Origin of the sequence: Flavobacterium rivuli WB 3.3-2 = DSM 21788, assembly GCF_000378485.1 — a bacterium.
GTDB lineage: Bacteria > Bacteroidota > Bacteroidia > Flavobacteriales > Flavobacteriaceae > Flavobacterium > Flavobacterium rivuli.
Genome location: NZ_KB899973.1, coordinates 107037 through 121819 on the forward strand (window position 1 = coordinate 107037; position 14783 = coordinate 121819).

At 44.8% G+C, this 14783-nt stretch carries 14 protein-coding genes; 3 read left to right on the plus strand and 11 right to left on the minus strand.

Features of this window, described 5'->3' with window-relative positions:
- Positions 1-60: 60 nt before the first annotated feature.
- Positions 61-1065 carry an SDR family NAD(P)-dependent oxidoreductase gene (locus tag F565_RS0116600; RefSeq protein ID WP_020214367.1) on the minus strand — a complete coding sequence of 335 codons (1005 nt, stop codon included), beginning with the start codon at positions 1063-1065 and terminating at the stop codon, positions 61-63.
- Positions 1066-1364: 299 nt separating this feature from the next.
- Between F565_RS0116600 and F565_RS0116605 the strand changes: the two genes are divergently transcribed.
- Complete coding sequence (locus F565_RS0116605; RefSeq protein WP_020214368.1) at positions 1365-1547, plus strand: DUF3606 domain-containing protein; 183 nt, start codon at positions 1365-1367, stop codon at positions 1545-1547.
- A 36-nt stretch (positions 1548-1583) separates the two neighbouring features.
- On the opposite strand, the gene F565_RS0116610 is transcribed toward F565_RS0116605, so the two are convergent.
- The 4 genes from F565_RS0116610 to dinB are packed head-to-tail and all read right to left on the minus strand — an operon-like array spanning position 1584 to position 6931.
- A complete protein-coding gene (locus F565_RS0116610; protein ID WP_020214369.1) occupies positions 1584-2069 on the minus strand; it encodes a DUF1810 domain-containing protein in 486 nt (161 codons plus the stop codon).
- Between the two features lie 5 nt (positions 2070-2074).
- Positions 2075-2689 carry an alpha-ketoglutarate-dependent dioxygenase AlkB family protein gene (locus F565_RS0116615; protein ID WP_316931049.1) on the minus strand — a complete coding sequence of 205 codons (615 nt, stop codon included), beginning with the start codon at positions 2687-2689 and terminating at the stop codon, positions 2075-2077.
- Between the two features lie 20 nt (positions 2690-2709).
- Positions 2710-5772: a DNA polymerase III subunit alpha gene (locus F565_RS0116620; protein WP_020214371.1), complete on the minus strand. Its 3063-nt coding sequence runs from the start codon at positions 5770-5772 to the stop codon at positions 2710-2712.
- Between the two features lies 1 nt (position 5773).
- Positions 5774-6931, minus strand: coding sequence for a DNA polymerase IV (dinB, locus tag F565_RS0116625; RefSeq protein WP_035642651.1), 1158 nt, complete (start codon positions 6929-6931; stop codon positions 5774-5776).
- 90 nt (positions 6932-7021) lie between these two features.
- On the opposite strand from dinB, the gene F565_RS0116630 reads away from it, so the two are divergent.
- A complete protein-coding gene (locus tag F565_RS0116630) occupies positions 7022-7780 on the plus strand; it encodes an XRE family transcriptional regulator (protein WP_020214373.1) in 759 nt (252 codons plus the stop codon).
- Positions 7781-7830: 50 nt separating this feature from the next.
- Here F565_RS0116630 and xseB read toward each other — a convergent pair whose 3' ends face one another.
- From xseB to F565_RS0116660, 6 genes are all read right to left on the minus strand, one after another.
- The gene (gene xseB, locus F565_RS0116635) at positions 7831-8043 is read right to left on the minus strand and encodes an exodeoxyribonuclease VII small subunit (protein WP_020214374.1); all 213 of its coding nucleotides are present in this window, start codon (positions 8041-8043) and stop codon (positions 7831-7833) included.
- The gene (gene xseA / locus F565_RS0116640; protein ID WP_020214375.1) at positions 8021-9460 is read right to left on the minus strand and encodes an exodeoxyribonuclease VII large subunit; all 1440 of its coding nucleotides are present in this window, start codon (positions 9458-9460) and stop codon (positions 8021-8023) included. Before xseA ends, xseB begins: the two co-directional genes overlap by 23 nt.
- 89 nt (positions 9461-9549) lie before the next feature.
- Entirely contained in the window at positions 9550-10572 is a 1023-nt protein-coding gene (locus F565_RS0116645; protein ID WP_020214376.1) for a PDDEXK nuclease domain-containing protein, read from the minus strand.
- 57 nt (positions 10573-10629) lie between these two features.
- Complete coding sequence (mobC, locus tag F565_RS0116650) at positions 10630-12612, minus strand: conjugal transfer protein MobC (RefSeq protein ID WP_026300123.1); 1983 nt, start codon at positions 12610-12612, stop codon at positions 10630-10632.
- A 17-nt stretch (positions 12613-12629) separates the two neighbouring features.
- Positions 12630-13943: a relaxase/mobilization nuclease domain-containing protein gene (locus F565_RS0116655; RefSeq protein WP_020214378.1), complete on the minus strand. Its 1314-nt coding sequence runs from the start codon at positions 13941-13943 to the stop codon at positions 12630-12632.
- Entirely contained in the window at positions 13928-14320 is a 393-nt protein-coding gene (locus F565_RS0116660; RefSeq protein ID WP_020214379.1) for a plasmid mobilization protein, read from the minus strand. Before F565_RS0116660 ends, F565_RS0116655 begins: the two co-directional genes overlap by 16 nt.
- A gap of 64 nt (positions 14321-14384) precedes the next feature.
- Here F565_RS0116660 and F565_RS23050 point away from each other — a divergent pair, with 64 nt between their 5' ends.
- Positions 14385-14669 (plus strand): hypothetical protein, encoded by a 285-nt coding sequence (locus tag F565_RS23050; RefSeq protein WP_020214380.1) that lies wholly within the window; start codon positions 14385-14387, stop codon positions 14667-14669.
- Positions 14670-14783: the final 114 nt, after the last annotated feature.

Sequence of the window (14783 nt, forward strand, 5' to 3'; positions counted from 1 at the left end):
TGTACTACAAATATAACGTTAATCAGATTTTAAATAATCATTTTTTTGCATGCAGCAAATCTAATGTTTAATTGCTTTATTGTGATTTTTCGCCAGTAGCACTATAGCAGCTCCCAGGGCTGCCCCGGCTAATACCGCTACACTAAGTTTTTTGGCAGATGAAGGAACCGGAGGCTGTCCGTAAACCCTTAATGGTTGCTTTGAATTTGTTAGTATGTTGCCTGCGTCGCCTTTTTTGTTTTCATTCGATTTCATTTTGATGCGCACAGCCGCGGAAGCCATATTTATTATGAGTTTTGGGAATAGTTTATAAAGATTGGTAATGGTAGCCGACCGAAGATCCGGGAACAAATCCTTCTTTGGATGTTTTGCCAGTTGCACCATTTTAGCAGCAGTATCACGCGGATCCGATGCAATGGGTGGGATTTTCATTTCAAACCCGGAATATTTAGCGGAATGCAGGTTGCCGGTAGAATTTTGCAGCTGCGGATAGAGGTTACAAACATGAATATGCCTTCTATTTGATATTTCTCCTTGCAGGCATTCCATCATGCCCCTGATGCCAAATTTTGTAGCGGAATATACTGCACTATAGGGCGCTGGCATAAACCCACCAATGGATACATTATTTATCAAGATGCCTTCGTTTTGTTTTTTGAAAATCCTGATGGCGTTGTAGGCACCGTGCAAATACCCGAATAAGTTGGTCTTGATAACCTGCTCGTGGATCTCCATAGGGATCTCTTCGAACTTACCACTTGCCATCACACCGGCATTATTTATCCATATGTCAATCCGCCCATTTATTTTGAGTGCGGCAGCAGCTACTTTTTCTACATCCTGCTCCGATGCCATATCTGCAGATACCCCAATCGCTTTAACGCCGAAGTTTCTGCATATCTCCACCACTTCATCAATACCATTTTGGCCCCTGGCAACAATCACCACATTAGAACCCTCTTTTGCAAAAGCTTCGGCTGCTGCACGCCCCACGCCACTGCTCGACCCTGTGATTACAACTGTCCTGCCTTGCAGGCTGCCCTGAACTTGTTTTGAATTTTCCATATCATTCTGTTTATTATGAGAAAGATCAATGCTTTATTATTCTTATAAAAATGCCCAATACACTGCCTATGGTAAATTACCCCAAGGCTTATTGTAGATTAAGTTACCACGAATTTGCTTGCCCAAGGTTGTGTTTAAGAAAACTTTAGTTCGTAAGGAGTTGGCTGTTACAAACGGGTTATTCATATAATTCAATAGCTATAGGTGTGGTAGCTAAATCAATTTTCCTATTGAAAGGTTAAATAAGGTCCCGCCATATAATATTAGTTTTAATTTAGTATAAACCAAATACATTAGCTATGAGCGATAATACATCAAAAACAGGAAGCCCGGACCGTGACCGTATCAGCACATCGGAAGACTATGAAGTGCGTTACTGGTCTGAAAAGTTTGGGGTAAGTAAAGAGGAACTTATCAATGCAGTACAAGCATCGGGAAGCAATAAGCCCGAAACCGTTGAAGCTTATCTTAAGCAACAATAGTAAATAAAGGGGGATTGCTCACAAGGCAATCCCCCTTTATTTTTCTAACAATTTAAGTGTACGCCTGTCCAATAGGCCACCAAAATATTTGTTGATTACTTCGCTAAATATGGGATCAGTATTTTCTGCCAAACTGAATAGCGTCATGGAGGATTGCAATTTTAGGTCGTCCGGATACCCGAAAATATCTGAAGCCGATTTGCCATTTATGGCTAAAACGGCTTTTGTGATTTCGATAAGGTGTTTGCCAAGTGTAGGATGTTGCAGATACGCTGTTGCTTCCGGCAAACCCGTGATACCGAAGTAGCGTGCATTTTCGCTGGAACCCAAACCCAAAAGTTGCGGAAATATGTACCACATCCAGTGGCCTTGTTTCTGCCCTTTTTTAATTTCGGACAAAGCCTTCAGATATACCTGGTTTTGGGCTTCTAAAAAACGTATTAATTTATAGTTGTCTTCCATAATAGCCTGCGAAATTAATTTTTTTGAATAAAGAAATTTGTTAAAATTTGTTAAACTCATCAGCGTTATTTTACCTGCCTGAAGGTAAGGTTGATCCTTGGCAACATTTCCTTGGCGGATTTAGGTATATGGTGCTCCCAGAAGGTATTCGTAGTACCCGACATAAGCAGCAAAGAACCATGATGCAACGGTATTTCAACCTGAGCAATTTCCTTGTTGGTCTTATGGCGGAACTTAAACGGCCTTGTTTGCCCAAAAGTTATCGAGGCAATATTAGGGTTACTTCCAATTCGGTGTTCCTTGTCGGAATGCCACGCAACGCTATCGTTACCATTTCGGTACAGGTTAAGGAGTACGGCATTAAACAGCAGTCCCGTTTCTTTTTCAACCTTTAACCGCAGTTCTGAAAGCTCCGGTGTCCATGGCAAAGCTTTTTCGCCAGCTTCGTCCTGCGTACCGTACCAGGCAACCATACGCGGTGCCGTGACTATTTTATCATACATCGGCATCTGGTATTCACACCATGGCGTATTATTTAGCAGTGCAATATAGTATTCATCAGCCTGCTCCCTATCGATGAAGCCATCATAATGCATTAATTCCATATCCGGAAGGTCAATATATTTTTTGGGCGTAGTGCCAACTATAAACAAGTCGGTGTCATTAAAAAGTGTCATCATAAAGCTTCTCTACCTATAAATTATTTTGCAGTGCCCATCTTAAACCTGGGCAGGTTGATCTCTTGTTCCTGCGGATAAGGTTCACGATTGGTCATTGATACATCTTCGCGCAGCTTCTCCTGCGTCCTGCCGCTTTCCACCTCGCCTTCCCTGTACCGCGGGTCGGGTATGAAGGGCATCTTTTCCATCTTAGATATTGTGATGGTTGGGAAATGATAGTCCACCTCTACGGTACCGAGCAGCAGGTAACAGCCCCCGCCTTTAAAAGGGTATTCTTTCAGGCTTCCCGTAAAATGTGCCGTGTCAAAGAATTCCCCATTGGCATCGATCCAGGTACCAAAGTACATGGCACCCATTTTGGTGGGTACATGCTTGCGCGATACCAGGTAGGCCAGCATCCTGACCTGCTTTTTATGGTGCTGTACCAGGTCGCGCGCCATGACGTCCCCGCGGTAGGCGGTCTTTAAAAGGTTAAAAGGCGTTACCGAAACAGGAAAACCCAATAATTCGATCTCGTCGAAGGCATCTTCAAAAGGCGAGCGTCTGAGTTCGGGCAGGCGGTACTGCTTGACAGGTTCAGGCAGTAATTGAGGGTGCCGGTTTTCCGGGCGGAAGCGCAGCATGATGCGCCGGGCGGTAACAAGCAGCTCATTTTTGTTTTTCCCGGTGCAGCGCAGCGCACCAATGTAGATCAGCAGTTGCAGCCCCTCTATACCTATAGTGATGCGGTTAATGAAATCTTCAAGCGACGTATAGTCTCCCATGGCCTCACGCTCCTCTACGATTTTACGGGCAACCTCAGCATTCAGCCCTTGCAGGTGCATAAATCCCAGATACACTTCTTTTCCGTACAGGGTCGTTTCAATACCGCTTTTATTAATGCACGGGTTGTAGATGATTGCCCCGGACATCCGCGCCTCGTGTACATAGACCTCCGTGCGGTAGAACCCGCCCTGGTTGTTGATGACTGCGACCATGAACTCGATAGGGTAATGCACTTTAAGGTAGAGGCTTTGGTAGCTTTCCACGGCGTAGGATGCGGAGTGTGCTTTGCAGAAGGAATAACCGGCAAAGGATTCGATCTGGCGGTAGATCTCAGTGCTTAATTGTTCGGGATGGCCCTGAAGGGCGCAACATTCGAAGAAATGATCTTTTACTCTTTGAAGCGCTTCTTTTGAGCGCCCCTTGCCGCTCATGGCACGGCGCAGTATATCCCCATCCGCTGCAGGCAAGCCCCCATAATGCAGTGCGATCTTGATCACGTCTTCCTGATACACCATAATGCCATAGGTCTCGCCCAGCTGCTCTTCAAATACCGGGTGGAAATACTCGAACTTATCCGGGTAGTTATGTCGGAAAATGTATTCTTTCATCATCCCTGACTGGGCTACACCGGGGCGTATGATGGAAGAGGCAGCTACCAATACTTTGTAATTGTTGCATTTCAGGCGGCGCAGTAATCCCCGCATGGCAGGACTTTCGATATAAAAGCAGCCGATGGTGTTGCCACGCCCTAAATATTCATTACAGGTAGCTTCATCTTTTGAAATGGATGTATCACGGATATTTACGTCAATACCACGGTTCTTTTTAACCAGTTTGGCGGCATCGTCGATATGGCCAATCCCTCTTTGGGAGAGGATATCGAATTTCTCGAAGCCTATCTCTTCGGCAACATGCATATCGAACTGCACGATCGGAAACCCTTTGGGCGGCATTTCAAGCGCCGTAAAATCCGTAATGGGGTCTTCAGAAATGATGATCCCACAGGAGTGCATCGAGCGCTGGTTGGGGTATTTTTCCATCATCATCCCGTATTTATGTATCTGCCTGACGATCTCGTTTTTATCGTGCTGGTCCATTGAAGTGCCTGATAACTTATCCAACTCTTCCTTGGGGCGGCCGAAGACCTTGCCGAGTTCCCGGAATATGGATTTGTATTTGAATTCCACGTTGGTACCGCAGAAGGCAACATGCTCCCGCCCGTAGCGGGTGAAGATGTATTCCAATATGGTATCGCGCTCTTTCCAGGACCAGTCAATATCAAAGTCCGGAGGGCTTTTACGGTTAAGGTTAAGAAACCGCTCAAAATACAGGTCAAGTTCCAAGGGGCAGATATCGGTAATGCCCAGGCAGTAGGCAATAATGCTGTTGGCACCGCTGCCGCGCCCAATATGCAGGAACCCCATGGAGTTGCTGTAACGGATAATGTCCCAAGTAATGAGGAAGTAGCCGCTGAACTCCAATTCGTGGATTACTTTAAGCTCTTTCTCCACACGCTGCTGCGCAGCGCTGTTGACTGCGCCGTATCTTTTTACCATACCTTGTTGTGCCAGGCGGCTCAGGAGCTGCAGGTCAGTATCCCTGCCGGCGGTATAGTGCTTTTTATTGCGCGGCACTTTAAATTCATATTCAAAATGGCATCCGTCCATGAGTTTCCTTGTGTTTTCAATAATAACAGGGTACATAGCATAAGTGGCAATTAGTTCACTTTCCGGAATCATAACCTCGCCCGGGGCACAATAATCCGAAGGGTCCAGCTTGCTCCCAAGGGTATTCAGGTCGATAGCCCTCAATATGCGGTGCAGGTTATATTCCGTCCTATCCCGAAAGGTAACAGGACGCAGGACGACCATCTTATCCAGCTTTGACTGCCACTCAGGGCGTATGAGCAAGGAAAGTTCTTCAGGGCGGATGCCAATATATTCAAAATCGCGAAGCACTTCAGGGATGTTCTCAATGGGATAAATTACAGCAACGTTTATAAAATCCGGGGCGGCAAGCGGCAATACAGTCCCGGCAAGGTTGTGCTGGGTGCGCAGCCGGTTAATCTCTCCAAGGCCTGCACGGTTTTTTGCCAGTGCGATATAATGCAGCCTGTTCTCCTGATGCAATTCCATCCCTACAATTGCCTTGATCCCTGCTTCGCTGCACGCCTTATAAAATTCATAAATACCGGTTACCGTATTAATATCGGTGAGTGCCATAGCCGTAACCCCGCAGCTTTTCGCAAGCGGTATAAGTTCTGCTACCGGGATGGTGCCGTAACGCAGGCTGTGAAAGGAATGGCAGTTGAGATACATATTAAAGGGCTTTGGGTTTTAGGAATGCACCATTGCAGCGCATGACGGCATTGGCACCAAAACGATTCTTAATCTTGTCCATCGCCTGGTAGAGGGACATCATTTCTACCGTATCTTCGAACATATTGATCTGGTAGGTACCGCGTACCAGCCCGCTAAAACTCACGCCGACCATACGAAGGCTCATGCGGCGATGGTAGAGCTTTTTAAAAAGTTCCAGTACAGTATTTGTAAGGGTATGGTCGGCAGAAGTATACGGCACGGTACATTGCTTGAATTCTGTATCAAAATTGGAATACCGGATCTTAACGGTTACCGTAGATGTAAGCCAGTTTTCCTGACGAAGCTGGTAGGCCAGGGATTCTACCATCCCGCATAATACAGCGCGCAGGAACTGTATATCGGTGGTATCCTGATGAAAGGTGTCCTCGGTAGACAGGGACTTACGGTTGCGGTGCGGCTCTACAGGCCTGTTATCGATACCATTGGCTTTCTTCCATAGTTCCAACCCATTGACCCCAATCATTTCCTGCAGCACGGGTGCCGGCATTTCCGCAAGGGTCTGTATGTTGCGGATGCCAATACGGGATAACAATGTAAATGTCGCATTGCCCACCATCGGGATCTTACGGATGGAAAGCGGGTTGAGGAATTGTCGTACCTGCGGAGCAGCGATCTCAAGGTTGCCTTTGGGCTTGCCCTCGCCGGTGGCTATCTTGGAAACGGTTTTATTTACTGATAAGGCGAAACTTATCGGTAGCCCCGTTTCATGGGTCACTTTTGCAGCGAGCTCGTTGGTCCATTTGTACGCCCCATGGAACCGGTCCATCCCGGTGATGTCCAGGTAGTGCTCGTCAATAGATGCTTTTTCCACCACGGGCGCTTTATCCTCAATAATCTGTGTCACGGTGTTGGAATAGCGGGAAAATAATTCCATATCCCCTTTAACAATCCTCGCTTCAGGGCAGAGCCTTAATGCCATTTTAGTAGCCATGGCAGCATGCACACCGAACCTGCGCGCCTCATAGGAGCAGGAGGCCACTACACCTCGGTCGCCACCCCCAACAATTAGCGGAACCCCTTCCAATTCAGGATGTTGAAGCCTCACACAGGATACGAAGAATGTATCCAAATCCATATGTACGATTGCCCTTTCCATAACCATTGCATTAATAATACTTTGCAAAATTAGACCAGATTGTAACAAATTAAATTATATTTGCTGTTCCAATTTGTAACAATTAACGCTATGTCTTTATTTTCCGACAACATCAGGTACCTCAGGACGCAAAAGAACATTTCTCAGGAAAAACTTGCTGACGAGCTCTTAATTTCGCGTGGCGCCTATGTAAAATATGAGTCCGGGCGCTCAGAAGCCCCGTATGCGCTGCTGCAACGCCTTGCCCATTATTACCATATCAGCATTGACCTTTTGCTTTCTGTGGATGTACGCAAGGTCCCCGTGGATGACCTTTTGCAGCTGGCAGGTAATAGGATACTATTGCCAATCACAGTAGATAAAGATGGCGAAAACGTAATTGAGGTCGTCCCCCATAAGGCGAAGGCGGGTTACACCAGTGGCTATAGTGACCCCGAGTTTATTGAAAAGCTGCAGCAGATCTCGCTGCCCTTTTTACGCAACGGAAAATACCGTGCGTTCCCGGTCTCTGGAGATTCAATGCCGCCGCATAAAGACGGTTCTTTTATTGTAGGGCGCTATGTGGAACAACTTGGAGATGTAATGGATGGGCGGACGTATGTACTACTGACTAAAAGTGAGGGCATTGTTTACAAGCGGCTGAACCGCAATGGCAACAACCGGCTGATGCTCCAGTCAAATAATACGTTTTACGCACCCTATGAAATACGGGTCTCCGAAGTGCTTGAGATTTGGGAGTATGCCTGCAGTATCGAGACTAAAGAGTTTGAAGCCGATGACCTGAGCGCTGAAAGTGTGAAGGGGATGTTCATGGAAATAAAAGGATTCCTGACAAAAGGGGAGCATTAATCCCTCTTATTATATTGGATTTTTGTTATTCAACGAAAACCTGTGATGCATTATTTTGCAGAAATCTGAGAATCGCTTTGTGAGGTAATCTTATTAATTTCCAACTCAGCGGACCTAAGTTTTTCACGACAGAACTCAACCAATTCAGAAGCCCGCCTCACTTTGTCTGCGAGCACGTCTACCGTTATGGATTCATTTTCAATTTCCGTTGTTATTTGCTCCAGCTCCTTATAAGCTTTTTCATAAGTCATTCCTTCTTCCATTATGTTCTTTTTTTTCTTTTATTGTTGCATGTAGTATGCTCTCTGCAAATATAATTTCTATATCATCACCTTGTTCCAGGCCAGCTCCATTAAAGGCTATTATATCATTTTTCCTGATGATGGCATATCCTCTTTTCAATGTGCTTTCCGGGGACATTATCCGGATTGCTCCTTCAAAATTTGTAATGGTATCATTCTGTTTTTTAAGATAGGCCGTCGCAAACATTCTAACGTTTTCCTGTTGGCTCCTAATTTCATTCTTCTTATCGTTAAGCAGGATCAAAGGCCTGACAGCAAGTTTAGCAGCAGTGCTTATTAATTTGTTCTGTTGGCTAAAGATCATGGATTTTGCCTTTTCGGTTACTTTATGATCCAACCCTATGAGCTTCTCCTTTTGCACACCCGAAGTATTGCGTGCACTCTCTATCAAACCATAGTACAGTATGGTTAGTTTTTGCTGGGCGACAGCAATGAGGTTTTGTGACCTAAAAACCACGTTTCTCTGGAAGAGGATCATGCTTAGTTCAAAATTTCTATTGTGCGCCACAATAAACTCTGCTGCTTTGGTCGGCGTTTTTGTTTTGGTGTGTACCATCAAGTCTGTTATGGTCTCATTTTTCTGATGCCCTATGCCGGTGATTATCGGAATGGGGAACTTTGCAACGGCGCGTGCAATTCGATAATTATCAAAGATAAGGAAATCAGTCTGTGCACCGCCACCGCGCACAATTACTACTGCATCGTATGCAACTCCGGAATTATAGACCGCTACCAGCCTATCCACAAATTGCTGTACATTTTTTTCACCCTGCACTCCGGCAAAGTAATCATCCACCTGATAGGTATAACCGTAATCGTTATTGTCGAGGGTGTGCCTGAAATCTTCACTACCGGCTGATATAGATGACGAAATCAGCGCTATACGCTGCAGAACGGGATTCAGCCTGAGTTCATTATTGCCTGTAAGGTAGCCGTCACCAATTTTTTTAATAAATTTATTACGCAATACCAGCATTTCAAGGGTCGCTTTGCGCTGTTGTTCCAGCACGCCTAAGGTAAAATTGGGGTCAATATTGAGGAGCGCTACAGATAGCCCGTACTGGGCATGGTATTCAATGCTTACCAGTATAAGTACCTGGATATTATTAGTAAAACGCTGCCCGGTTATATTTTCAAAATCCTTAATCTTCACAGCACTGGTACCCCATGCCTTGCCGGCTACTTTGGCTACAATAGTATGAGAATTTACATCTTTCTCTACCAGGCCAAAATTATGGGAATTCTTCGCTTCTTTATACGAATGGTTGGTTACATCTGCAATTATCCAATAGCTTTTATTACGGAATGCCACGTCTACGGCATCTGTAATCAGGGTGCTCAGTTGCGAAAGCTTTATGGGGTTACTAAATTGTGACACTTGCCAATCAGGTTATAAAAACAAATTTAGCATTATTAATGTAATGCAAAGCTATAATACATGCATGATAACGGCAGAAAGACAAATGGTTATCCCAACCTGTTGCTATCCATCCTTTCTTTAGCATGAATTAAAATACTATGTATCTTTCGCTCCAGTTCTTCTTTAGATGGAAGTTCCGTCCAGTATTCTGCCACCATTATCCCGTCCTTATGCATCTCCAGTAACTCCACCTGCTCCCGGCTGCTTTCAGCGCAGAGTATGAGCCCAACAGGTGCAGCTTCCCCCTCTGCCTTTTCGTAGCGATCCAGCCATTTGAGGTACAGTTCCATCTGTCCTTTATGCTTTGCCTGGAATCTACCCAGCTTTAATTCCACCGCTACGAGCCGCTTAAGTATGCGGTGATAGAATAACAGGTCCAGATGAAAATCCTCCCCGTCAATGATCATCCGTTTCTGGCGTTCCACGAAAGCAAAGCCTTTACCTAGTTCTAATATAAAACTTTCCAGTTCCCTGAGGATTGCCTGCTCCAGGTCTTTCTCAAGATAGGTATCCTGCAACCCTAAAAAATCCAGAAAATAGGGATCTTTAAAATTGTTATGGATACCGGGGTTGTTGCTTACATTTTGTAAGTTGGCAATAGCAGTGCGCTCAAAATCTTTTGAAGCAATCTTTTTGCGCAGGTCACGTATCCCCAACACTTCGTTAGCGGCAACCTGGGCATAATACCATTGCGCTTCCTGAGTTTTTAAAGGCAGCAATTCTACAAAGTGGGACCAGCTCAAATGCCGTGATAATGTAAGTAACACCTGCTCATCAGGAAACTGTTCAGCAAACTGTAACATACGCCTTAAATTGCGTAATTCAAAATTCCTCCCATACTGCGCTTTCAATTGTGTCGACAGTGTCGACACAATCTGTTTTGAATATTCAGCCCTCTTATATTGCAGGATCTCGCGGTTGATACGGCTGCCGACATGCCAAAAAAGCATGGTCAGGGTACTGTTTGCCTGTGCCACCAGATTGCCCTGGCTTTGCTCAATAAGGAACGACAATTCTTTGAAAAGGCTGTCTTCATTGGCTTCTGTAACTACTATATTTTTAAGTTCCATGATACGATTGATTATATGTATAAGTAGATTAATACTAAAGACCTGTAAAGCCCGGCCTTACTTTTTGATTACCAGGTATGCGAGTGCAGGGTCATTTAACAGGCGGTGAATTTCAGAATGTGTAATATCCTGTATGTCCTGCTTGATCTGTAGATAATTCTTTTGCACTATCGAATTATCTATCTTGCGTATCACCGCAATATCTTTATAGCTATCCTCTTCCTCCTTCAGGGCTTTATGGTCGTTGAGAATCTCGCAGTGAAACGTTTTTAACGCTATCTTATTTTCAGGGTCATCGGCAACCATGCCCACAAATTCTCCTGAACTTAAGGATGAAATTTTTGAGGGTGGTACCGCCGATTCCAATTGTTTTGAACGGCTTATGGACGTGTCGCCACTATTAATCGAGAGGCTCTCCCTGTCCTGCATGATCTTGCCAAAGCGCTCCGATAACTGTTTGGCAGTGTCACCGGTCACCTGCCCGCTGGCAATGTTCCCTACAATATTAATGATCACATCGGCCTGCTCACGCCCATAGTCTTTACGCAGCTGGCTGAAGTCCTGGATACCGAGGCAGGTCGAGACTTTATTACTACGGGCTGTCGCAATTAGGCTGTCCATATTGTTTAAATAGATGGTTGGGAATTCATCAAAAATCAGGCTGCTTTTCTGCTTTCCTTTTTTGTTTACCTGCTTTACCAGGCGGGTAACATACAAGGATAAAACGGCGCCATAGATCTGGATTTTCTGGGGGTTATTGCCCATGCAAACTATCTTCGGGTCATCCGGGTTATTGATGTCCAGCGTAAACTCATTCCCTGACAGCACATAATATAGCTGTGGTGATGACAACCTTGCCATGGCTACTTTGGCAGAGGCGATTTGCCCCTCCAGCTGCTCCATAACGTCATTTAGGTAGGCGTTGACAAAGGGATTGATGAGTACTTCAATTTCTTTCTCGGTACGTAGCAATGTAAAGAGGCTGTCATAATCCGCCTGCATCAGTTCGATAACATGGGGAAGGGTGCAGAACTCCCCATCCTTATATTTTTTCAGGTACCATATTATGGCGGTAACAAAATTGATTGGAGATTCCACAAAGAAGTCCCCTTGTTTTTTTATCCATTCCCTATTAAGCCCCATAAGGATCGTACGGGCTGACTCTGCCGCGTCCGTAATATCGGTCATCGCTGATGGTTCTAATGGGTTACAACGGTTCGTACGGGACAGGTCGTCAAAGTTAATGACATAAAATTTTGGCGGCTTGGGATACAGGTGTTTGTACTTAAGCCATGTGTTGTATGCGATCCGCGAGAGGTCGTCAAACTTAAAATCATACACGAACATTGTAAACCCTTTACGGATGTGCTGGGTGATAACGTGGCGGATCAGGAAATACGATTTACCGGAACCGGGCGTACCTGATACCAGTATCCCACGGAATGGGTTAATGATATTAATCCAGCTCTGACGAACCTTGTCTTTAAGGTAGTAGCGGGCCGGCAGGTTAATGGAATACTCATTTTCCAAAAGCCGTTCTTCCTGTGGGAACGTTTCATTTTCCTTATTAAAAATATCTTTATTATTCAGCCTGTCTTTTATAATGCGGGATAGCAGTGTGCCCCCTGTCAGCACCAGTAAAAAACCAACACCGGTTATACACATATAGGTTGTTGCTACCCAAATAATTTTAAAGGGCAATAGCAGCGCAAGGTAGCCTGCAAAATACAGAAGCATGCCGTTAATAATGTAGGCAAAGGCGGCCTTGTAACTTAATTTCTCATCCTTGCGCCCTTTAGCGCCAAGCAAGGAAATCACTAAAAACCCTAAGGCAAAGAACTTCGACTTGTGAAAATTACTAAATAAACCTGTATTCTGGATATTCCCTAAAATCTTGTCACTAAAGCCACTTACCCAATGCCACTCCTGGAATGCGGCATAACAATAATAATAAAAATGCAGTGCCAGGATGACAATACTTATCAGCCTGGTCATGTCAAGAATTTTTCTCAGTGCCTGTTCATTTTCTCCGGTTTGCATTGCCATGATGATTTATATTATGGATTATCTGATCGTCCCCTTCGTTTTTTCTTTTTCCGCTTGCCTTTAAGTTCCCCCGGAATATATCCCGGTGCCTGTTCAGCCTGAGTAAGCAGGCCGGCAAGTTTCTCAATTGCACTATCACCTCTTGCTTTAATAAGGTTATTTACAGGAGGTGCGCCTTGTTTATAAGTGATTGTCTTTGCCCTATCTCTCCCTATAATGCGCCGGCTAATATCGTTTTTCACAGCCCCGACTTTTTGATCGTCCTTCGCGGTAGTACTGCATCGCTCCAATATCCCTTTAGCGCTATAGGGCTTGCCCAAGGCGCTGCCATTAAAAACACATTTAGTCGTATGGTCAACGTAGGTAATCCCGTATATTATACCGTCTGAATTTTTTCTTAATACGGTGTTTACACCCTCTTTTTCCAAGGAGCCGATGAAGCCAGACAGTACAATACTATTACCTAATAATGCCCGGTCAATGACGCTTTTTACCCTGGCCTTGTGCAGCACCTGTGCTACTTTATTTGCAGGGAACTTTTGTTCTAAAAATTTCAGGGTTGGCCTGTTATAAAAATCACTGGCTTTGATAGGCACACCTGTAGGGATGCCATCCCCGTCCAGAATACGGTAAACCAACCCGCCCCCTTTAAATATCCGTGAGCCTTCACTGCCCCGGTCGGCCTTGACATTATATAGTTGGAGCACCGCATTGAGTTCCGGCAGGCTGGCATATTTATAGTTCGGCAGCACTACGCCCAATACATTTGCAATCGCTTTTTTTGACTGCATTTTACCATACCGCACCTTAGCGGTGCTGATGGGTTGCAGTTCAAAACCTTCCCCTTTTTTACGCCCCTGTGCCACAACCAAACCATACTCTTTCTCAATCTCTTTCCTTGCCGTCTCGGACTGGTTACGCCCTATATTCTGGGTGTCTATCCGGCTGCCATCATCCTTAATTTTTATAGAAACCAGGTGAATATGCGGATGCCCTGCATCGTGGTGCTGGTACACAAGGTAAGGCTGCTGTCCGAAGCCTATCCGCTCCATATAATCAGTAGCGATATCCATTAGTTTTTCTTGCGGCAAACCCGTTTCCGACGGGTCGAAATTCAGGGAAATATGCACGCTGTTCCGCGTCACATTATCATTCAGCGCCGCTTGTTTTATTAACCTGTTAAGCTTCATGGTAAGGTTCATCTTATCCACATCCATGGGATAATTTCCCTCACCAATACATTTCGCCACACCTTCCTTTACCTTGTTTTCGTTGTAGTTGAAAATGTTGCGGATGGAATGCCCGGTCTTTATGATTGCAACCATTGTTCTGCCATTTTTTGAATGTGCTTTTTAACCTCATCAACCTTATTAAATAGTATTTTCCGCTCCAGTTCATAGCTAACAAGCCATGCTTTAAATTCCGGTATTTGCTGCACGGTATGCAATTTTTTTACTGCTTGGTTAAAGTTGTTCCCTATGGCGTTGAGCTCACCGCGCAAGCGGATAAGCTCCCCCATAAATTCATCAAGGGACTGGTTGCGGTAATTGGTCACTACAGGCTTATCCAAAAGATTTTTACGTACATATTCACTGATCTTCCGGCAGGTCGATTTGTTGAATGCAGCAACAATTTTCCGGTACTCATCAGGGCTTAGCCTTAGGTGTATCCACTTGGTTCGGTTGTGTTCTTTCTTTTCCATCTCCTTTCATTTTCATTTCTCCAACACTACTTTCTTTTCAGTGTCACTGCCCAACGAGTTCCGAGTGACCGGGCAGCCAGATTCGTTTGTGATACAAACGGACATCTGGCCGATTGCAGGAACGTTGCAATCTCCCCTGCCCTTTGAACGTCCTAAAGACCTTTTAACAGCTTTAATTTCAGAGGCTTTTCCTTACTACAATTCAACGCTACAGTCTAAGCCCTACTATGCATATCCAAAAAATGAGGAAAACCGTAATGGATATTTTCCTATGCATCATCTGAGAAAAACCTATTTAAAACAGTCTTTTTTTTTAGCCTTCAATGAAAGTGCACACCTGCATTTATAACCTCTGGTTTTTAATGTAGCAAACATCGCAGATGACCTTAAGCAACGATTGGGAGGTGTGCTTTTTCAATCCCTATATGAACTTTGAAAACCGATAAATGCCTTCCCATTTCAG